We start from the raw sequence: 21,399 nt of genomic DNA on the forward strand, positions 1-21,399 counted from the left end.
CTCTTTAATTGATGGGATGGTTTAGATTGTTTGTGGTTAGTCAGGTACTAAATAATAAAAATATCTCTCATTCTTACAATATAACTAAGTACACTTCATTTCTCTTCTGTACATACAAAGTTATTTCACTAATAACTTTATTTATTTTTGTTATGCTGAGAAAAAGATACGGATATTTAATTTCATTATTCATTGCGTTGGTAATACTAACTTCTGGATGTGTCAAAGATGACCAATCAATAACATCTCGACAAGAAGTCCTTCAAAATGAAACTCATACTAATTCTACAACGAATACAAGTAATATAGATAATGAAGTTAATACAAGCATTGATCCTGAAAATGAAATAAGCGCTGATTCTATTGAAATCCAAGACCCCTATGAAATCAGAGTTCTAAAACTGGATGAGTATTTCACACTTCCTGAATTAACTGAAATAGGCACAAATACAAAAATGTCACAATTTGGTGTTATTACCTATGCTGATAGACTTGAAGAAACGGCCGATGGTGGATATCTCTTACAAGGTCACACGTTATCTGAAAACATCTCATTCTGGATTAAAAATACAGATGTGAAAGGTAATCAGAATTGGGCAAAAACATATTCCAAAAATAATTTTACTGAAATTACAGGTATTGAAGAGATTAACGAAGAGTATGCAATATTTGGAAAAAACAACGGTAGCGCAAAAATTGTATTTCTAAATTCAGATGGAAATCAGGTATATTCTAAAGAATATAATGATTTCAACATGAAAAATGCTCTAAAAACAACAGGAGGCTACCTTCTTCTAGGTTCATCTAAAACGACTATCTTGGAAGGGCATATGTACAGAGACTACCAGCATTTAGTTGTTGTAGGGATTGATAATGATTTAAATGAATTGTGGAGAGAAAAATATTCAAATATAACAGCTTCAGGAACTCCCAAAGCAGTCCATATAGAAAACTCCACGTATTTAGTTGTTGGAGATAATAATGGTATTCCTATTGAAACTGAGCTAAGTGCAGGAAACGTAACTGATAAAGTAATTATTGATGAAAATCTCCTTAATGATACCATAAAAGAAAACAATGCTTTTGTAATTAATGATAAATATGTTTCCAAAACTCAGGATTATTATACTACTACTCTAAACATAGTTGACGTAGACACTAATGAAAAAATAAGTTATACTAATCATAATTACAATACTTTTGATGGACCTTATTGTATCAAAGAAGCGTACAATGGTTATACGTTAATCGAGGCAGTTGGAACTGATTTGTACTTTTTACCTGTAAATGAAAGTGGTGCAATAAACAAAAATAACATTATAACAAAATATACGGATTTGTCTCAAAAAATGGAGTATATGTTCATACAATTTAATAGTCCAATGAGGCTAAATCTAGGTGATGATGTAGGTAAGTTATTTGGAAGATATGGTATTTTACCTCAGTATTTCTATAATGAGGCGTATATCCCAACAAACACAAGTTATCGTATTATGACTGTTAAGGCTCCAATAAATATTGATATAACAACTTTGCCGAAAGAACTGAATATTCATTATATAGGGCAAGTATCTGAAGAGCACAAAAATGGAGTTCCTGAAAATACAACATTGGATAGTTTACCATCTAATTATAAAAGTAGTGATGGAAATTTTATGTATTTCGAATTAAGCACGTGGGATGATGCAGAATTCGAAGAAATTGAAACCTTCTTTTTAAAACATGGTTTCATTGAAACAAGTGTAGAAGAATCAGATTATGATGGTGTATATAATAAAATAGAACTTGTGTTTCCTGCAAATGAAAGTTACTTTAAAGGATATTATGGTAAATCATGGGATAGTGCTATATTTGCCTATCCAGATACTAGTTTAATTCCTTATTTACTTGAATTTGATGAAATATGGTATGTTGGGTTATACGAAGTAAAACTTATTGGAAAAACAGTTCCTGAAAAACCTGCTGTTTACTTATATCCTGAGCAAAATCAGAGCATATCCGTAAAACTCAATATTAACGGTGAGATTACAGAAGATATTCCTGAGTATAATTCTGGGTGGAATGTGTATGCCACCTCAGATGGCATAATATATGAGCGAGGGCAAGCGTATGATTATCTTTTTTATGAATGCACTTTAAACTCTCTGGAGTTGCCTTCTGAAGGTTGGTGTGTTTCATATGATGACCTTCCTGAATGGTTTGATGAAAACCTTATCAAACTCGGCCTCAATGATAAAGAAAAAAGGCAATTTGAAGAATATTGGTTAAACAGGCTTCCAGAAGAGGAATATTACACCATAAAGATTCTTGATGACGAATTTTTGAATACAAATATGGGTTTGGATGTCTCACCGAAACCAGACACAGTTATAAGAATAGAATTTGTCTTCAAGTCAAGTAATATTTATGTGGAATTAGAAGAACCAGAGATTACAGTACCACAAAGAAATGGTTTTGTAGTAGTAGAATGGGGAGGTATTGTTACATAAGGATGAATTATTATTCATCCTTAATGGCAACAATGAAGAAGATATTATCCAAATTTCCCCCATGCCTCTTCCTCGACCCGCCTGATGATCTCTTTCAGCGGCAGACCTACCTTATCGGCAACCTTGCGGCAGTCCTCATATTCAGCAGACATGTGTAATATCTCACCGGCTTTGTCCTGAGCGATCTTCACAGCAACAGTGAACTCCTCGCCTTTGAGCATGATTGTGACCTTATCCATCCTGCGGTCTGCAACAAAACGGTGAGCTGTTGGGATCACGCGTATTCCAAGGGTTCCGGTTTCCTTCATCATCTCCCTGGCAACACTTTCGCTGTTCTCGGCCTTTGTAATGACCTTGATGATATGACCTGACCTGCCTTTCTTCATGATGGTAGGTGTGATCGCAACATCCCTTGCTCCGGCTGCAAGCAGCTTATCGAAAAGATTTCCGAGAACCTCACCTGTTACATCGTCAACATTGGTCTCAAGCACTTCGATGCGGTCCTTTGTGAGCACATCTGCCGTTTCCATGAGAACTGTACGTAATACATTGGGATCTTCAGTGTCGGCATCCCCGGCACCATAGCCTACTGAAAGTACCCTGCCCTTAGGGAGGTTCTCCAGAGGTTTTGCAAAATATGATAACAAAGCAGCACCCGTTGGCGTGAGCAATTCCCTGTTACCCATACCGTAAGAAAGGAGACTTCCTGACCTGAGTATCTCAAGTGTCGCAGGTGCCGGTACTGCCATTGTACCGTGTGCAGCTTTTACCCTGCCACCACCAACATTGACCGGAGTACAGAATACAGAATCTGCACCTATCTCATGGATAGCTGCGCATGAGCCTATAACGTCAGCAAGGGCATCGTTCTGTCCCACCTCATGGAAATGGATCGTTTCCAGTGACTCGCCGTGGACCTTTGACTCTGCCTTTGCCATGATCTCAAAGACATCAAGTGCACTCTTCTCCACCTGAGAAGGAAGTCCGGCAGCCTTGATGATATCCACAAGTTCATGATAATGTCTGGAATGTTCCTCATGTGGTACATGGACCTTAACATCTGTGGCGGATATGCCTCTTTTATTGGCCCTGTCAACAGATACTTCCACATCAACTGCGGATTCGATGATCCCACATATCTTTTCAGCATCCGCTCCAAGATCGATAAGGCTTCCAAGTATCATATCACCGGCAGCGCCGGAGAATGGATCGAATATAAGTGATCTCATTTTATTCATTCCAGATTATTATTTTAAGTTTAAAACTTCAAATATAGGGTTTTCTGATGACGGGTCACAATTCTGCCTATTTGTGTTTCCTCGCCTCTGCAACCCTGTTGGCTATCCTTGCTGCGAATGAGCCGGCAACAAATCCCGCATCGATGTTCACCACAGAGAGTACAGAACATGATTGCAACATGGAAAGCAATGCAGCCTCACCCTTTGCACCAGCTCCATAACCTGTGGATACAGGAAGTCCTATTACAGGAACATCAACAAGGCCCGAAACAACTGTCGGGAGAGTACCTTCCCTTCCTGCTGCCACAACAATGGAATCAGGTTTCTTTTCCTTAAGTATCTGCATTTCATTGATAAGCCTGTGGAATCCGGCAACACCTACATCATAGATCGCAATAGTATCACAGCCCATCTCATGAGCTACCATCCTTGCCTCTTCTGCAGCATCTATGTCAGCGGTTCCGGCAGTGATTATAGCAACAACTCCACCTGTTCTGGGTGCAGGAGTTCCATCATGGACCACAACACCTTTTGAATGAAGGTCCCACTCAAGCTCTTCTGAGGAGAAACTTTTCTGGATAATTTCCCTGTGAGCATCATTAAGTCTTGTTATAAGCACCCTTCTGCTTGCAGCAACCTGAGCCTTTGCTATTTTCACTACATCTGCAGGATCCTTGCCCTCTGCAAGGATAGCTTCCATTATCCCTGTGCGATGCTTGCGGAAAATGTCTATTTTAGCAATGTCTGTGACTGGTACATAACCCATTGAACGGATATCGGATTCTGCAGTTTCAATATCAAGTTCATTATTTTTGAGCTGATCCAATATAGTTTTAAGATCCATTTGTTTCACTTCTGAGTTGGATTACTAATATAATTAACTGAACCTGGATATTCTGATATCCACATTCTTTCTTGCAAATGATCTTCTATTCCAATGCTTTTTCAGCGAATCTGACTCCCATCTCAAAGGCTTTAGCACGATCCTTCGAGAATTCCTCTTCTCGTTTCCTGGCTTTTTCTTCCAGGTCAAAAGCACTTGAAACGTATTTGGAGTAATCATCGAACTGATACGTATCGAATGAGCATAGTGATTCCGTATATCCGAAAAATCTCTGTAGCTGCATTTCCATGTTATTGAAAATAGAAGAATCATAACCCAGCATTTTCATCTGCTGTTCGTTAACATTCATTGTGTAGATAAAAGCAGTAGCTGTCTTTTTCTGACAATTCACAGAGTAGTTCTCATCATATACAAGATACTGGAAAAACAATCTTTCCAGAAAAGACCTCATCTCTCCAGTCACATCACCAAAGTAAATAGGGGAACCAAAAATAAGAACATCAGCTTCTTCTATCTTCTCAAGGACATTTTTCAGGTCATCCTTCATGGTACAAATGCCATCCTGGAACCCTACCCTCTTGCAAGCAAAACAGCTGATGCATCCTTTATAATCCAGATCATAAAGGTGGAAGAGTTCTGTTTCCGCACCCCTGGACTCTGCTCCTTTAAGCGCATGCTCAAGAAGATCTGCAGTGTTCCAGTTCTTTCTTGGACTTCCGTTTATTGCTATAACTTTCATGTGACCATCTCATTTCGATTTGTAATGGGATCCTTTCAGTTAACAGAGTTGTTAGCGATCCTTTTGTTTTTTAATTCACTTATTTAGGGAATGGCAGAAGAAAGGCTTACTAGAAACCCTTCTGCCGAGTAAAGCATTTTACTCATTCTTGTTTAGAATTATACCTGCTTGAACATCTCCCTTGCCATGGCAGCTCTTTGCTCAAGATCGGATCCTTCAAGTTCGTTGACTACAGAATCAAGGACATTTGGGATGTCAATATGCTGTGGGCATTTCTCAAGACACTGTCCGCATTGGACACACAGGGATGCAAACTCTTCTCCACCTGTACCAACAGCACCACCCACACGTGCAGCATACATGAATCTTACTGTGTCTGGATCACCCTCCAGGTAAAGGTTGTTGTACATCTCAAAACAAAGTGGAATATTTACACCTGCCGGACAGGGCATGCAGTACTGACAACCGGTACATTCTACCTTCATCAATTCACGGTACTTATTTTCCACTCTCTTCACAAGCTGCATTTCTTCTTTTGTGAGTGAATCCGGATGTGCTTCTCCTGCAATCCTGAGATTTTCTTCAACATGAGCTTCCTCGCTCATACCGGAAAGAACCACTGTGACTTCCGGATGGTTCCATACCCAGCGCAGAGCCCATTCTGCTGGTGTTCTCTTTATTGGTGCCTCGTCCCATATCTCTTCCACTGCCTGTGGTACAGTCTTTGTAAGACTTCCTCCGCGGAGAGGTTCCATAATGATCACTCCAAGGTCTTTTGAGGCTGCATATTCCAGACCGGCTTTACCTGCCTGGTTCTTTTCATCCAGATAGTTGTATTGTATCTGGCAGAAATCCCAGTCGTAAGCATCTACTATACGATTGAAATCCTCTGATGCTCCGTGAAAAGAAAAACCTGCATTGATTATGCGACCGTCAGCTTTTGCTTTGTCAAGGAAATCAGCTACACCTAATTTTTCAACAGTATCCCACAAATCACCAACAAGGGCGTGTATGAGGTAATAATCTATATGGTCGGTGTTCAGCTTTTCAAGTTGGGCGTTAAGATAATGATCCATATCCTCACGTTTCTCTATAAGCCATGATGGAAGTTTTGTTGCTATCTTTACTTTTTCACGGTATCCATCTGCAAGAGCACGACCAAGGAAAGGCTCGCTTGCTCCCATATGATATGGCCATGCAGTGTCAACATAGTTCACGCCCTGGTCGATCGCATCGCGTACCTGTCTGGTGGCCCTTTCTTCATCAATACTGCCATCCTCTTTTGAAGCAAGGCGCATACATCCGAATCCGAGTATAGAAAGCTCGTCTCCGTTCATTGGCATTTTTCTGTATAACATTTTAGTTCTCCTGAATATGAATTGTTTATCTATATTATGATCGACCGATCACTCACTATGCAGTGAAAAATTAATTTTTATTCGATAAGTTGAACACCTTTTCATTGATCTTACTCGCAATATCATGGATGCCACTGGAATGCGAAAAAGTACCTATACGAATTTTGTTTGTGTCTTCACCATTACTCGTAAATTCTTCTTTTGTCACAAAGATCATCCTCTCTGTCACTATATTATTGATCATTGATCATGGTCATTTTCAGACCACGATGTTCTCTATATCTACACTTTTTCTATGAGTATCGTGCCTGACATATTTTTGATATGCTCACCACCTGATACGACATTACCTAACTCGTACAGACCACCTGCAGAGCCAAAACTAGCATAGAACATCACAACATCTCCCCATGGTGCATAATATGCAAGCGTTCCGGCTTTTGCATTTGCCATAGGTGTGTTAGTTGTATCGAGCTTTTTTGGTGGATAGAATATCTTTTCATTATTGCTGAAATCTTCAACATCGATCGTTAAGGGTAATTGTTCATAGAGATCTTTTGCAGCTTTCCCATCATTAAGCTCAAAGATCGTTGTTTTTCCATTTGATTGCACACTTATCTGCATTTTTGTTTCCTCCTCTTCATGGATGATCTCATCCTGTTCTGACCGAACGCTGATGTTTCCTTGTTCCATATTATTTTGTTCAGCACATCCGATCGCTAAAAATACCAGTAAAAATACTCCCAAACAAATTAGCATCCTTTTTGTACTATCATTATGTTCCGGAGTAATTTCCATTGGTGATCCCTCAATTCGTTATATGTTCTGAACAGGCGCATCTGCATTGTTTGATATATGTTTCATCACAGTTATCTGAATTTTGGATTTCTTCTTTATTCAGTTCGTCCCTGACCTCGATCACACATGTATCATCTGCCAGCTGATTATCATCCAGTATTATTTCTCCAATGGAATCAGCACTGATGCATCCGCTGCGTGGATTCTTTACACTTGTGATCGAACCTGTGATCGTAGCATGAACATCACTGTATTCAAATGAAAGATCACAATCGATCATCTCGCAATCTTCAAGGACCAGACCTTTTGCATAACAAAGTGGCTGGGTTCCGATTATTGTACAACGGACAAGTTTGAGATCTTCAGAGTACCAGCCAAGATATTCGCCTTTTACGATACTGTCTGAAACGGTGACATTTTTGCTATGCCAGAAAGCATCTTTTGTATCCAGCCGGGAATTTCTGATCTCGACATTTTCCACATACTGAAATGAGTATTTACCCTTCAACACGAAGTTATCAAGAAGGATATCTGTGCTGTAGAAGAATGGGTATTCAGACTCAAGCTCTGAATTCTTCATGGTTAGCCTGTGTGATAACCATCCAAACTCGGGTGATACAATGTTAGAGTTTTCAATAATGATATCCCCACATTCCCGTACAGCTTTGATGCCTCCCATATGACTATCTTTTATTGTTATCTGTTCGCTGTACCATAATGCAGCACGGCATGTATCTGTCATTCGAATATTTTCGATTTGAGCGTTACTTACATGCCAGAAAGGATAACGGAGTCTGAAGTCACAATCTGAAACGTGTATGTCTGAACTTTCCTTCAAAGCAGACTCCCCATCTGCAGGACCATCAAAGGTACATTGAGAGATCGTGGCGTTCTGTATGGCATACAGAGCACGCTCTTCATCCAATATCAAGTCCTTAAATTCATTGTTTTTTTGACTCATATGTTTACCTTTTTTCCTGCCATTGATCAGAGTTATTTTTAACATCAAAGTATGTGACTGACTGAACAGTCAATTGAGGATAGTGGCACATTGTATATATCCATTGTGATTGACTGCTCACTCATCATAATTTATGAAAATAAAGAGTACTATAGTCTATTGTACTCCTCATCACTAACAGTCTCTAACCATTCATTCTGGGTGTTTTCTCCAGGTATTTCAAAAGCAATATGAGAGAACCAGCTGTCAGCCTTTGCACCGTGCCAATGCTTCACTCCTGCAGGGATATATATCACAGAACCTTCCTGCAAACTAACTGCTTCTTTTCCTTCTTCCTGGTACCAGCCTTCTCCTGCAGTGCAAATAAGCATCTGTCCGCCACCACTCTCAGCATGATGTATATGCCAGTTGTTACGACATCCTGGCTCGAAGGTTACATTTGCTAAGAACACAGGAGTTTCTCCGGGTTTTGTCAACGGGTTCAGGAAAGAATCCCCTATAAAATATTGTGCAAACATCTCATTAGGCACACCAGTTCCAAACATATTTGCCTTTTCAAATTCTTCTTTGTCCATGTATTTCATTTCTTTATCCTCACTTTGTTTTAATTATAGTAATATGTCTAATTAATTCTATCAAACAGGATCATCCACGACCATCTGCAGTCTAAAAGTTATCTTGTCAGGCTAGTTCTATCAAAATATCAAAGCTACCTTTCAGTGAGGCCATCGTGGATGGGTCACAGTCAATAACACCAAGATTTACAAATTCACCATAACAATTTTCTTCGTTGTCGAACAGAATGGTAAAATAATCTCCCTGAGTGGTGAAGTCAATATCACCGTTTTTCCATCCTGGGACCAGGTCTTCATCACCGAATGACAATGGTTCGTCCATTACACCACAAACATCAAACTCATATCTGCTGGCCTGGACTGTATAAGGTAGTCTGCTGATGAGTTCCCTGGAAGGTTCACTATCATTTAGTATTCCAGGAATTACCTTGCTTCCAAAATGCATTTTGATCTTTGTTCCATTCTTAATTTTACGAGTTGCCATATCCGAATCCTCATTTCATTACGTTTTTTGTAGTGGACGATACTTATTGTTGAAAAATTACGTTTTTATCTCGATCGAGAGAACTAAAAATAAAAATGGAAAATAGAAAAATAAGCATCTATTTTCCCGTTGTACTTATTCGTTCAGGTTCTCTTTGAAGAATGATTCCAGTTTGTCAAATGGAATATAGTCATTATCTCCGCCATCGTACAGATCGATGTGTCTTGCACCAGGGACAATTACCAGCTCTTTAGGTTCAGCTGCTCTTTCGTATGCTTCTTCAGTATAATACCTGGAGTGAGCATTCTCTCCCATGATGAACAGAATTGGTCTTGGGGAAATTGTCTCAATGTAGTTCATCAGTGGGAAATTCATGAATGACATACCGCTTGTTGCAGTAAATGATGCTCCTGCATTTGGATGGAATCCTCTTTCCATAGCATAGTATTCAAAGAATTCACTTGTAATTGGATCCATTCCTTCTGGAATTTCTGTTGCTGGTTCACGAGGGAATCCCTCAGGCACCAATGGACTTCCATTCTCGAAGTCTACCCATCTCTGCTCAGCCATCTGGGCTAAAGCTGCAGCACGCTGCTCATCGGTCAATGAATATCCGAATCCATCTCTGAACATGCTGCTTATATCATACATACTTGCAGTAGCAACTGCTTTTATACGTGGATCGACCTGGGCTGCAGTAATTGCAAATCCTCCACTACCACAAATTCCAATTACTCCGATCTTCTCCCTGTCTACAAAGTCCCTTGTGCCGATGAAATCGACTGCTGCACTGAAATCTTCAACAAACATATCAGGGGATGAGATATGTCTTGGCTCTCCACCACTGTCTCCATTATAGGATTCATCGAATGCTAAAGCAACAAAACCTCTTTGTGCCAGTTCCTGAGCATAGAGTCCTGCTCCCTGTTCCTTTACTCCACCGTAAGGTGTTCCAATAATAATTGCAGGGTATTTTTGGGACCTGTTTATGTTTTCAGGCACGTATAAGTGTCCTGAAACCTCGACTCCGAATTTATTCTTGAATCTGACTTCTTCTAAAATTACGTTCTCACTTAGTTCGAATGTAAGATCTCCAAGATCAAATCTTCCCTGTTCGTTATTTTCTACCATGTTATCTTCCTCTGAATTTTGTTCTGTATTAATGACTAAATTAGTGTATTGTTCATCTGTAACATCTCCAAACCATTCTGCAGCACCTGAATCTGGATTGGTGGTTACTCCGACATGCTCAAATGTACTATCTGCTGTTGCACCATGCCAGTGTACGACATCTGGTGCAATTTCCACAACATCACCGGCTTTCAGTGATCTTGCTGGCTCACCTTCTTCCTGATAATAACCTTCTCCACTGGTTACGAACAGAAGCTGTCCTCCCGGGTGGGAATGCCAGTCGGTCCTTGCTCCTTTTGAAAATATTACGTTATATGATGGGGAGTTGTAAGTATCGTCAGTCACAAGCATTTCGACCCATACGTCTCCTGTAAAACTGTCTTCAAGTGGACTTCCGGCAACATTATTTCCTCTTGGAAATATTGTGTCATCTTCGAGTTCACCATCAGGCTCACTAATGCATCCTGCTGCAAAAATGAAGATCAAAGAAAAACACAGCATCAGTAACCTGGTTTTATTATTGTTTGACATTTTTATCTCTCTCGTTCAATTTGTATTGTTAAGTTCCCTTTTCTGAAAGGCATTATATGCCCGGCACATCATCATGATCGAGTAATCAGTCACTAGTTTTCGTAAACTGCAGGCTGATCAGCATAGTTATGAGTGACTAATCAGTCATTGCCATATATTATATACTACTATATAAAGCTAAGCATTACAATGTTCTTATCACCCTTGCAGGCACACCAGCCACGACAGTGTTAGGTGGAACATCCTGAGTAACAACAGCCGCGGCTGCTACTACAGAGTTCTCTCCAACAGTTACTCCGGGTAAAATAGTTGCTGCAGCACCGACCCATACATTCTTTTTGATCCATATAGGAGTAGATACCAATTCCTTTCTATGGGCTGGATCCAATGGATGATTGGATGTGAGAAGATTAGCTTTTGGCCCTATCTTGGTGTCATCATCGATAGTTATACCTCCTCTGTCCATGAAGGTGCATGCGTGGTTGATAAACACATTTTTGCCGAGCTTGATATTCCGTCCGAAGTCTGTGTAGAATGGAGGAGTTACCCTGGTGGATTCGTCAACCTCTGAACCTGTCAACTCACTTATCAGACTTCTAGCTTCATCCTCATCATGATATGAAGTGTTCAATCTGGTAATCAGTTCCGCAGTACGAAGCATCACTTCCTTTAATTTCGGAAATTCAGGGTCATCTATAGAAACTGCTTCACCTGATCTGTCACGTTCAAAAATATCTCTATGCAACACTTTTTTGCTCATTGGAATTATCTCTCTGATCAATCACAAAATCTATTCCGGGATCAATTCGTTCAAACAAGTGATCGCATTCAATGTTCTTGGATATCCGATATATGGCAATAGCTGTGTTACCGTACTAAGCAGTGTTTCTTTATCGGTCCCTACATTCAGATTACCCATAATATGTCCCTTTAACTGAGGTTCACAACCGCCCAGTGACAGGATAATAGAAAACGTAAGGAGCTCTCTTATTTTTACATCGAGACCTTTTCTGGTATAGTAATCGCCAAAACAGTTTGCAGACAGATATTTCTGAATATGGATCTGGTTTTCTGGCGATACTTCATACATTTGATCGATTATTTCGCCGAATATCCCTTTCTGCACTTCCAGTCCCTTTTCAAATCGTGTTTCTGGTGAAGTTGTAGACTGGCCTTCCAGTGGCAGTTCAATTCCTCTGCTTTCCAGTATTTCATTGGTTGCGTGAATAAAGTCAACTACTTTTGCAAATCCTACATATGGAATGGATTGGTATACGATTTCCTTTACTTCGATTGGAGTTACACCAACATTGAGTGCACCTTCAAGCATTACATCATATTCACTTAAGCTCTGGCTAGCTATCAGGGAACTCAGAATTACCATCATTCTGGTCTTTTTGTCTAAATTTCCATAGCTGACCACTTCATCAAAAGCAAAATTATTGAAAACTTCCATAAGTTCCGGATCTGTTACATTCAGATCCGACATATTTTCGGAGAATAGATCTTCCAGATTCTTTTTTGCTGTTTCACTTATACTCATTATTAAACCTCACTTTCATAATTAGATCATTCAGGACAATCTTGCCACTGAAATTTTCTTCGTTTATTATGATAAAAAAGTAAGGACCTGATAAGGTCTTATTTTAAAGCTGACATGTCAATTACATATCGATAGCGAGCTTCCTTATTCACGACCTTTTCCCAAGTCTCATTGATCATTTCAGGTTCGATCATCTGAATTTCAGGATAGATCTTGTTTTCCGCACAGTAATCAACAACTTCCTGAGTTTCCGGGATCCCACCAATAAGTGATCCGTTGAAGTTCACTCTGTTGAAGATCATATTGAAGTTATTAATTGTGAGCTCTCCGCCAATTGGCTGTCCTACCTGTGTGAAATAACCGTATGGTTTTACACAATCAATGTATGATGACATGTCGTATGCGTATGGAACTGTGGAGATCATGAAATCCAGTTTTCCCCTCATTGGCTGCAGATCCTCTGCTGAGTTTACAACAATAACCTCTGTTGCTCCGAATGCAAGACAATCTTCTTTTTTGCTCTCAGTTGTTGTAAAAGCATAAACTTCAGCACCTTTGGATACAGCTAATTTGATAGCAATGTGTCCCAATCCACCAATTCCTACAACACCGACCTTATCTCCCTTTTCGATCTCAACTTTCATTAAAGGTGAATATGTGGTAATACCTGCACATAGTAATGGAGCAGCATCCTGAAGCTCAATGGAATCTGGTATCTTTATTGCAAAATGCTCGGTGACAACGATGTTCTGGGAATATCCTCCCTGGCTTATGCCAGTTGGTGATGACTCTTCAGGATAACCGTATGTCATTATAGTTGCACCGTTGTCACAATGGTGTTCTTCGCCATTGTTACAGCTTTCACACTCCATACAACTGCTGACCATGCATCCGACTCCTGCACGGTCACCGACTTTGAACTTTGTTACGTTCTTTCCAACAGCAGCGACAATACCTACAATTTCATGACCTGGTACCTGTGGATATTGTTGTGGTCCCCAGTGACCTTTGATCTGGTGGATGTCTGAATGACAAACACCACAGTATTTTATGTCGATCAGGACATCATTATCGCCTACCGGTCTTCTTTCAAATGACCATGAAGATAACTTTCCTGAATCATCTTTTCCAGCATAACCCTTTGATCGAATATTTTCTGTCATATTTTTACTCCTCTTACTTATGTTATAATTTTGAACCGTATTTTAATTCACACTTTTTCAGAAAGTGCTATATGCTTACAATTGTTATGAGTGAGCAATCAGTCACCCATGGAAACATAACGCTGTTTGAAACAACAATAATTACGAGTGACTAATCAGTCAATTGTATAGTATCATTACTAGCATATAAAGATGAGTACATCGGAGAATAATTGACTGTGAATCTTAATTACAGTTCATCTTTTTTCGTGAATGATACGAGACTTTTTATAACTCTCAGCTTATCGCTACATCCAGAAAACTTGTATTTCCTTATCAGAAATCCCACCATGGAGTAATAGATATATCCATATCAGGATCTAACAAAACAGTCTCGCCGATCATTGGAGCAATTATATTCACTTCTCTTTCATTTGCTTCATCAAGTGCCCTTTCTATTGGTTCATTCCATGCATGGTTAGCCAGTGTGAACGCTCCCCAATGCATCAGCATCATGGTCTCACCATTTACATCCAGATTGGCTTGTACTGCCTGTTCCGGAACCATGTGGATCTCAGCCCACCTCTGGTCATATTGGGCACCTTCCATCAATGTAATGTCAAAAGGTCCGTATCGATCTCCGATCTCCTCAAAGTGTGGACCGTATCCACCATCTCCGCTGGTATATACACGGGTTTTACTTCCCAGGATGACCCATCCACCCCATAGAGTGGTATCGATACTGAACAGATCCCTTCCGGAACCATGTCTGGATGGTGTCAGAGCAACGGTCAAACCCTCATACTCTGCTTCTTCCCACCAGTTAAGTTCCGTGACCCTCTCTTCAGGAATGCCCCATCGAATGAGATGAGCACCACAGCCAAGAGGTACAAAGAAATGTGATACTCTGCTGTTCAGTTTAACAATAGATTGGTAGTCCATGTGATCGTAATGGTCATGTGTGATGAGAACTGCATCAATTGTTGGCATTTCATCTATAATATGAAGCATGATATCTTCACTGTACTCATATCTGTTGATCCCAACAAATGAGACAGGTGATGCAACAGGACCTAGCATGGGATCAAGCAATAATTTTTTGTCATCAATACTAAGCAGATAAGCAGAGTGTCCCAACCATGTCAAACTGTCGTTCTTACTGTTGATCATGTCCCAGTCTATCGTAGAAACAGGGATCGGACTTGCAGGATCACGATCTGCAACCTCGGAACCAGAAGGATCATTTGCCGATAGGGTCTCTGATGGATCGATGAATGTGCTTGTAGGTATTTCATTTACAAAGTGCCCATCAACATAGTTACTTAATTGTTGATATGCCTCTTTTTGTTCTGTTGTAGGATCCCCGCCGAAAGCTGGCGCTACATTCATGAACAATATGATCCCTGCAAAAAATAGTATCAAAAGCAGGAACGAGTGTAATACGAGCTTTTTTAGTTTGATCTGTTTTAGTTTTTGAATCACAGGAACACCAATTTTTCTAAACACCTTGCTTGCATAACTCCACTATAAGATATTACAGGGAGATATCTATAAAAATACCTGTTACGATGGCAAACAAAATTGTATATGCCAGATAGATACTGAATTGTTTTTTGCCAAGGACAATTTTCACAGCACCAAGATTCGTAATTTTAGTTGCAGGTCCGGTTATCATAAATGCAGCAGCAGCACCCAGGCTCATACCATGCCTCAACCATTCCAGCAGCAAAGGGATGGTACCTCCGCCACACACGTATAAGGGTACACCAATGGTTGCTGCCAGTAGTACACCAACTCCTTGCTGGCTCCCGAAAAGACTGGCAAATGCATCAGGAGATACATAGCGTTGGAACATTGCTGAGAGCACGATACCAAGAAGAAAATACTTACCAGTTGCCCTGATATTTCGCCATATATTCTTTAACAGGCGCATTAGCATATTAGGGTCAGTATCCCTGCTTTCCGGTAGTACGAGAGTTGAAAAATTAAAGAAGCCTTTGTCCCGGAAAAATAACCTGACACAGAGGCCGGCAAGAATTCCACATATGATGGCTAAAACCAAACGTATGGAAAAAACGGTTTTCCCAAGAGCAGCGCTGTAAATGAGCAGTTGCGGATTCAGTAAAATAGAGCTCATCATGAACGCAGCAAGCCAGTCATCTCTCATTCCTTTTTCAGAGAATGAAGCTGCAATAGGAATGGTACCAAACATACAAAGAGGGGAGGCGATCCCCAGCAGACTTGCAGGGATCACTCCAAATATACCAAGACGTTTGCTCTGTATCGAGACAAACAACCTGTGGATCTTATCTTTGCCAAATACGGAAATTACTGAGCCCAGGAAAATACCAAAGACCCAGTATATAGCGATCTGGTTGAACAGAACGCTGGAATAATACCAGAGGTATATGAACTCTCTCTGAAGTATATCAAGCATCCAGATCCACCAATTCATATTCCTGGCTGCCCAGACCAAGCCCGGCACCATGATCAAGGATATGTGTAGCATTTCTTGATTCCATGCGCTCGATGAGATCCTGTCCGTCAGGAGCTGCATAGATCAGATCAACACTTGCCTGATCCAGTGCAATAGGGTCTAAAGAAGCCATTATTCCAATATCAGCCATAGTAGGCTCAGCAGGACTGGAATCACAATCACAATCTACAGATAATCTGTTCAGAACATTGATGTAGACCACATTGTCTCCGACCTCATTCATAAAGGCTCCATTAGCTTCTGCCATAGATTCTAGGAAATCATCCTGAGGAGTATTACCGAATGCTTCCCATATCTGACTAACATCGTCATAATTTCCTGCACCATGAACGCCTGTCTTTCCATTAGCTGATGCAATACCAATTGCCACATTCTTCAGAGCACCACCAAAGCCGCCCATTGCATGACCTTTGAAATGAGATAGAATCAGCCAGGAATCATAATTTTCGAAATGAGAGCCAACTATAAACTCATCAAGATGTTGTCCAGCTGGAACAGGAAGAGACATCTCACCTTCTTCATCCATAATATCTGTTGGAGCGATAGCAGCGAAACCATGATCGATCATAACCTGTTTATGCATCAATGTTTCAGCGCGGCCGCCACCATATGCGGTATTGCATTCAACAATAGTCCCATTAACTGACTGAACGAGGTCTTTGATAAGTTCAGGCTTAAGATAATTCTCTCCACCGGGCTCACCACTACTGATCTTTACTGCTACATTTCCGGTAAGATCACGGCCCATTGCTTCGTAAACGGCCATTAAGCCTTCCGGACCTATGTCAGTGGTCATGTAGACTTTAGGAATTTCAGTTACCATGTTGTCTGGGACAGCTGCCTGAGATTGCTCTGCAGAATTGTTATCTACTCCCAGTGTTTCAGGATCAGTTCCTGATATGCTGTTATCTGTGATGCATCCTGCTATCAGAGTGAACATCATGATCGAAACCAGCAATATAATAATGTGCTTTTTCATTTCCATTTCCTCTCCTTTATATCTTACTTTAAAATTGCAAACAATAATGATTATCCAGTGATGCCTCTATGTGGTCTTCGTCCTTTGTCATCCTCGAAACAGACGCAACATAAAAAAACATCTGAGTGACTGCTCACTCAGCAATTTGATTAAAAAAATATTATTTTTTGACCAGCCCACCCCATACGATCTTAAATCCATTTTCAATAGCTTCATTCTTGTCCTGTGGTCCTGAATAAAGAATATAGTCAACTATTGTCCTGCTTGACTGATAGAACATTGAAGTTATCATTTCTGATGGATAGTCTCCGAGCTCACCATTTTCCAATCCTTCCGTCACAAGATCGTGGAAGAAAACATACTCTTCCATAACTACTTCACGGGTATGACTTGTTATGTAAGGAGATGAACAGAACTGTCCGACAAAAAGGAATTTATCCTGATTCTCTGTTCCCCATTCGACCAGATTATACCACATTTTCCTTAACTTCTCTTCGTAAGTTTTCTGTGTCTGGACGTCTTTTCCCATTTTACGGCTTAATTCCCCTTTTACTTCAAAATATAGGCCATTGATGAGATCCTCTTTTGTAGGGAAATAATTGAATAAAGTGCCTGTGGCTACACCTGCCTCTTTTGAGATATGGGCAGTTGATGTGCCATGGAAGCCTCTTTCAGTGAAGAGCTTCAGGGCAGCTTCTAAAAGGGCTGTTTTCTTATCTTCAACCTGTTTTTTCATGGATGATCTCTTGGGTTGACTACTTAGTCATTTTATATTAATAAAAATGATTCGTCCTATAAATAACTTGTGTGTATTTTTCCAGTTACCACATCATGTTCAGTTCACTCGTACCTCAGTGCATCCACTGGCTTCATTTTTGATGCATTGTACGCAGGTATGATACCTGACAGTACACCTATGAACATTGCGATCCCAATTCCCAGCAGCATCAGGTCAGGAGCAACTGCCAGCCCTGTGGATGAGCGTACCATAGGAAGCCCAAGATACGGGAAGAAAGATGTCAGTACCAGACTTAGCAATATGCCGAGCACTCCTCCAACAAAGCCTACCAGCGCTGAGTTGAACAGGAAGATCATGAGAATGTCACTATTTTTGGCCCCAATGGCCTTCATAGTACCGATCTCCTTTGTCCTTTCCAATACTGATGTGAACATTGTATTTGCGATACCCACAGAACCCACAACAAGTGAAACACCTGCTATTGCTCCAAGGAATATTGTAAATGATGACATCATCTCGCTGAAGGATTCTGCCATGGATAGTGAATTCGAGACACTGAAATCACGGTCATCGTCATTCATGACATGCCTTGATATCTTGAGCTTCTCTTCGATATCATCTACGACCGTTTCAACATTATCGACACTATCGGCTTTTACTATTATACTGTCAAATACATCCGGCTCAGCATCGTCAATGATATCTACTGCCGAATCAATGGGCATGATAATAGCACTGTCACTTTCGCCTTCTGCAAGTATACCCACTACTCTGTATGATCTGCCCTCGATGGCAAGTAAACGGTTAAGACCGATCTCCTGGTCATACATTTCATTAGCTATCCTGTAACCAATGACCACAACATTATTGTCAGTGGCTTCAAGCAATCTTCCGGATTCCACTTCATAAGTCACAGTGTACTGCCACACCTGCGGATCGACCCCGGTCACAGAAAGATCTGCTGTCTCACCCATAAAGTAGACCTCCAGACCACTACCAGATATCTGGCCATAGATGTAATCGATGTTCTCCACCAGTTTTATTGCCATTATATCCTTATCTGTAAGTTCTGCATCAGAGGATGAGGTACTACTACTACCAAAGCCACCGCCTCCTCCCCCTCTAAATCCTGACATTGCCTGTGTGTAGCCAGGAGTTACTGTGATAAGGGTGAGGTCCAGATCAGCTAGCCTCTCTTCCATGTCCGCTTCCATGCTATCACTAAGTGCCATGATAGTGACAACAGATCCTACACCAATAACGATCCCTATTATGGTTAGCCAGCTTCTGATCTTACTGTGGATCAGGATATTTGTAGCAAGTTTAAAGTAGGTACTTTTCCTCATTTCTTTTGCTTCCCTACGGATGTTTAATAAAGAATATTGGATAAATGATTAATTTTATTATGACAATTGGAACCTTTTCCTAAAAGGCATTTGCTATTCAAACGGGTATTACTATATCTGCATGTTGACTGATTAGTCACTTTTAAGCTGATTAAAATTATAAATATAAATACTTATGCTAAAAACATTAAGATCCCCCTGATCATGCGAAATTACAAGGATAAAAAAATGGCAATAAATAGAAAACTATAATATGGATAAAATGATGTTGAACTCTATGGAAGGACCACTTGGTAAAATATACAGCATGCCAACAGCCATTTTGCTGATAGTGGGCATGGGGTTGAGCGCTTTCCTGTTCTACAGCCTTATGAAGGCAGCAGAGAATGGGAACGTGTTAATGGTAGTATTATTAGCAGTAGCAATATCGATCGTAGCATTCGTAATAAGCAGAGCTATAAAGTTCCAGAAAATGAAGGAATTCTGATAATACAGAATTCAATGGAGAGAATTGTTCCTTATGACCGATGTCACAGGAACATATCGGCCATTGAGTTTCTGCTCTTTCTTTTAAGATAGCGGTCGCATTGCTGGACCCTGTCATACCCGAGCATTATTCCAAGTATGAAATCCTCTTCATCCGTATAATCAGAAAGGCTTTTATCACCGATATTCTTCAGGATACTAATACATTTCTCATCCCCGAAGAACACATTTATCTTCTTCTCAGAAGCCTTCTGGACAAGATAGTTAACTTTCTTTCTCTCAAGGACATCAATGATCTCATCTTCCAGAAAAGCACTTGCAGTATGAAGGATCAGATCTCTAATACCTTTCTGGTACTCATAGATGTGATGTCTCAATATCTGCATGCTGCCATGGAGATATGTCTTTAACATTTCCTCGGTTACTTCATTCAATTGAACAGTAGCTTTGTTTTTCAGGTCGTTCATCGTTCTGTTCACCTTTTTTATCAATTGTATCCGTTCAGCAGTCAACGGTCCACTTTAGTTCAGCAGCTTCATGCCATACTCTGAAATGTCTGAAGCGTTGCTGTGTTCTTCTTGGTAGTTTCCATTCCATACTTAAAAACTCCATTTTTCAGTTCTCTTTAGCATTTATCATTTGATGATCGAAAGCTACCATGCAACACCTTCGGAGAAGAGTGTTTGGCTATAGGAAGCGACCTATGTAGCGACAATAGGAGCTATTTTGTTTATCAGGCATTTGTGTTGCATAGTAGCATACCCTATAAGGAGTAATAGCTATTTAATATTGTTGGTGTACCTAACAAATATAGAACCACATACAACACAGGTCCAATAGCAAATATCATCTAAAACTTAAACATCAAAATACCTACCAGTAAACGAAATATTAGATCAAATAGTTCAGAGTTGGAACTAAAAGCATACTATGGATAAAAGGAGAAGAAAAAGGACAGAGACAGAAATATCAACGGTCAAAATGAAGTATTTGTCTAAAATATTGAAGTACATGACCACAGCTGGCCAATATATAAATGTCAGCCAGCTAATACCCATATACGAATAAACTGGTCAGCATTACTTCATCTTTTTGACGGACTCTTCTACTTCATCGATAATACCCGGATACTCCTTGAACATTGAAAGAATATCGAGAGCTGCTACAAGATCTACAACACCTATAGCACCGATAGCCTCACCCTTCGAGGTACGGATAGGTGCAACTACAACGGATTTGCCCCTGTACACACCATCTGAGGGAACGGTTCTTATTGTGTTGTTTGTCCTGATGACCTCTTCAAGGACCGGACCTGTATAATCTCTGTCAATGATGACACCCCTTTCCATCCTGATACCCTTGCAATTAAGACTCCTTATAGTAATAGGGATCCCAAGGAGGGTGTGTATTGCTATTGCTATTGGCTCCAGGTCATCAGCTGTGGAGTCTGAGCAGATCTTCAGGCAGACTGCACCATCTAATTCATCATCGCACATCATTTTTGACTCACCTTTTCGTT

The 21,399-nt window shown here is 40.3% G+C and carries 21 protein-coding genes; 2 read left to right on the forward strand and 19 right to left on the reverse strand.

The features are described 5' to 3' along the window. Positions 1–152: 152 nt before the first annotated feature. The gene (locus BM008_RS08560; RefSeq protein WP_143072321.1) at positions 153–2,489 is read left to right on the forward strand and encodes a hypothetical protein; all 2,337 of its coding nucleotides are present in this window, start codon (positions 153–155) and stop codon (positions 2,487–2,489) included. A gap of 44 nt (positions 2,490–2,533) precedes the next feature. On the opposite strand, the gene larC is transcribed toward BM008_RS08560, so the two are convergent. The 17 genes from larC to BM008_RS08645 form a co-directional block, all read right to left on the reverse strand. Continuing rightward, on the reverse strand, positions 2,534–3,718 hold the full coding sequence (larC, locus tag BM008_RS08565) for a nickel pincer cofactor biosynthesis protein LarC (RefSeq protein WP_091936075.1): 1,185 nt from the start codon (positions 3,716–3,718) through the stop codon (positions 2,534–2,536). 76 nt (positions 3,719–3,794) lie between these two features. Further along, positions 3,795–4,571, reverse strand: coding sequence for a nickel pincer cofactor biosynthesis protein LarB (gene larB, locus BM008_RS08570; protein ID WP_091936077.1), 777 nt, complete (start codon positions 4,569–4,571; stop codon positions 3,795–3,797). Positions 4,572–4,656: 85 nt separating this feature from the next. Next, positions 4,657–5,310 carry a flavodoxin family protein gene (locus BM008_RS08575; RefSeq protein ID WP_091936079.1) on the reverse strand — a complete coding sequence of 218 codons (654 nt, stop codon included), beginning with the start codon at positions 5,308–5,310 and terminating at the stop codon, positions 4,657–4,659. Between the two features lie 158 nt (positions 5,311–5,468). After that, positions 5,469–6,668: an aldo/keto reductase gene (locus tag BM008_RS08580; protein WP_091936081.1), complete on the reverse strand. Its 1,200-nt coding sequence runs from the start codon at positions 6,666–6,668 to the stop codon at positions 5,469–5,471. A 282-nt stretch (positions 6,669–6,950) separates the two neighbouring features. Then, the gene (locus tag BM008_RS08585) at positions 6,951–7,361 is read right to left on the reverse strand and encodes a cyclophilin-like fold protein (RefSeq protein WP_245747977.1); all 411 of its coding nucleotides are present in this window, start codon (positions 7,359–7,361) and stop codon (positions 6,951–6,953) included. Between the two features lie 115 nt (positions 7,362–7,476). Beyond that, positions 7,477–8,427 (reverse strand): DUF3737 family protein, encoded by a 951-nt coding sequence (locus tag BM008_RS08590; RefSeq protein WP_218146700.1) that lies wholly within the window; start codon positions 8,425–8,427, stop codon positions 7,477–7,479. Positions 8,428–8,576: 149 nt separating this feature from the next. Then, complete coding sequence (locus BM008_RS08595) at positions 8,577–9,011, reverse strand: cupin domain-containing protein (RefSeq protein ID WP_091936086.1); 435 nt, start codon at positions 9,009–9,011, stop codon at positions 8,577–8,579. Between the two features lie 97 nt (positions 9,012–9,108). Next, positions 9,109–9,486: a cyclophilin-like fold protein gene (locus BM008_RS08600; protein ID WP_143072322.1), complete on the reverse strand. Its 378-nt coding sequence runs from the start codon at positions 9,484–9,486 to the stop codon at positions 9,109–9,111. A 135-nt stretch (positions 9,487–9,621) separates the two neighbouring features. Further along, a complete protein-coding gene (locus BM008_RS08605) occupies positions 9,622–11,148 on the reverse strand; it encodes a cupin domain-containing protein (RefSeq protein WP_091936088.1) in 1,527 nt (508 codons plus the stop codon). A 184-nt stretch (positions 11,149–11,332) separates the two neighbouring features. Next, positions 11,333–11,908 (reverse strand): sugar O-acetyltransferase, encoded by a 576-nt coding sequence (locus BM008_RS08610; RefSeq protein WP_091936090.1) that lies wholly within the window; start codon positions 11,906–11,908, stop codon positions 11,333–11,335. A 30-nt stretch (positions 11,909–11,938) separates the two neighbouring features. Beyond that, a complete protein-coding gene (locus BM008_RS08615; RefSeq protein WP_091936091.1) occupies positions 11,939–12,691 on the reverse strand; it encodes a carboxymuconolactone decarboxylase family protein in 753 nt (250 codons plus the stop codon). Positions 12,692–12,789: 98 nt separating this feature from the next. Next, positions 12,790–13,854, reverse strand: coding sequence for an NAD(P)-dependent alcohol dehydrogenase (locus BM008_RS08620; protein WP_177188028.1), 1,065 nt, complete (start codon positions 13,852–13,854; stop codon positions 12,790–12,792). 315 nt (positions 13,855–14,169) lie between these two features. Next, the gene (locus BM008_RS08625; protein WP_245747978.1) at positions 14,170–15,315 is read right to left on the reverse strand and encodes an MBL fold metallo-hydrolase; all 1,146 of its coding nucleotides are present in this window, start codon (positions 15,313–15,315) and stop codon (positions 14,170–14,172) included. Between the two features lie 52 nt (positions 15,316–15,367). Further along, positions 15,368–16,270 carry a permease gene (locus BM008_RS08630; RefSeq protein WP_091936094.1) on the reverse strand — a complete coding sequence of 301 codons (903 nt, stop codon included), beginning with the start codon at positions 16,268–16,270 and terminating at the stop codon, positions 15,368–15,370. After that, the gene (locus BM008_RS08635; protein ID WP_245747979.1) at positions 16,263–17,315 is read right to left on the reverse strand and encodes a DUF362 domain-containing protein; all 1,053 of its coding nucleotides are present in this window, start codon (positions 17,313–17,315) and stop codon (positions 16,263–16,265) included. Before BM008_RS08635 ends, BM008_RS08630 begins: the two co-directional genes overlap by 8 nt. A gap of 154 nt (positions 17,316–17,469) precedes the next feature. Further along, positions 17,470–18,045, reverse strand: a complete 576-nt coding sequence (locus BM008_RS08640) for a TetR/AcrR family transcriptional regulator (RefSeq protein WP_091936095.1) — start codon at positions 18,043–18,045, stop codon at positions 17,470–17,472. Between the two features lie 104 nt (positions 18,046–18,149). Beyond that, positions 18,150–19,394 (reverse strand): ABC transporter permease, encoded by a 1,245-nt coding sequence (locus BM008_RS08645; RefSeq protein WP_091936097.1) that lies wholly within the window; start codon positions 19,392–19,394, stop codon positions 18,150–18,152. A gap of 253 nt (positions 19,395–19,647) precedes the next feature. Here BM008_RS08645 and BM008_RS08650 point away from each other — a divergent pair, with 253 nt between their 5' ends. Next, positions 19,648–19,881 (forward strand): hypothetical protein, encoded by a 234-nt coding sequence (locus BM008_RS08650; RefSeq protein ID WP_143072323.1) that lies wholly within the window; start codon positions 19,648–19,650, stop codon positions 19,879–19,881. 43 nt (positions 19,882–19,924) lie between these two features. Here BM008_RS08650 and BM008_RS08655 read toward each other — a convergent pair whose 3' ends face one another. Further along, on the reverse strand, positions 19,925–20,347 hold the full coding sequence (locus BM008_RS08655; RefSeq protein ID WP_245747980.1) for a DUF2023 family protein: 423 nt from the start codon (positions 20,345–20,347) through the stop codon (positions 19,925–19,927). A gap of 612 nt (positions 20,348–20,959) precedes the next feature. Continuing rightward, positions 20,960–21,379: a DUF2111 domain-containing protein gene (locus BM008_RS08660; RefSeq protein ID WP_091936100.1), complete on the reverse strand. Its 420-nt coding sequence runs from the start codon at positions 21,377–21,379 to the stop codon at positions 20,960–20,962. Between the last annotated feature and the right edge of the window lie 20 nt (positions 21,380–21,399).

Source organism: Methanolobus profundi (assembly GCF_900114835.1).
In the GTDB taxonomy this organism is placed as follows: domain Archaea; phylum Halobacteriota; class Methanosarcinia; order Methanosarcinales; family Methanosarcinaceae; genus Methanolobus; species Methanolobus profundi.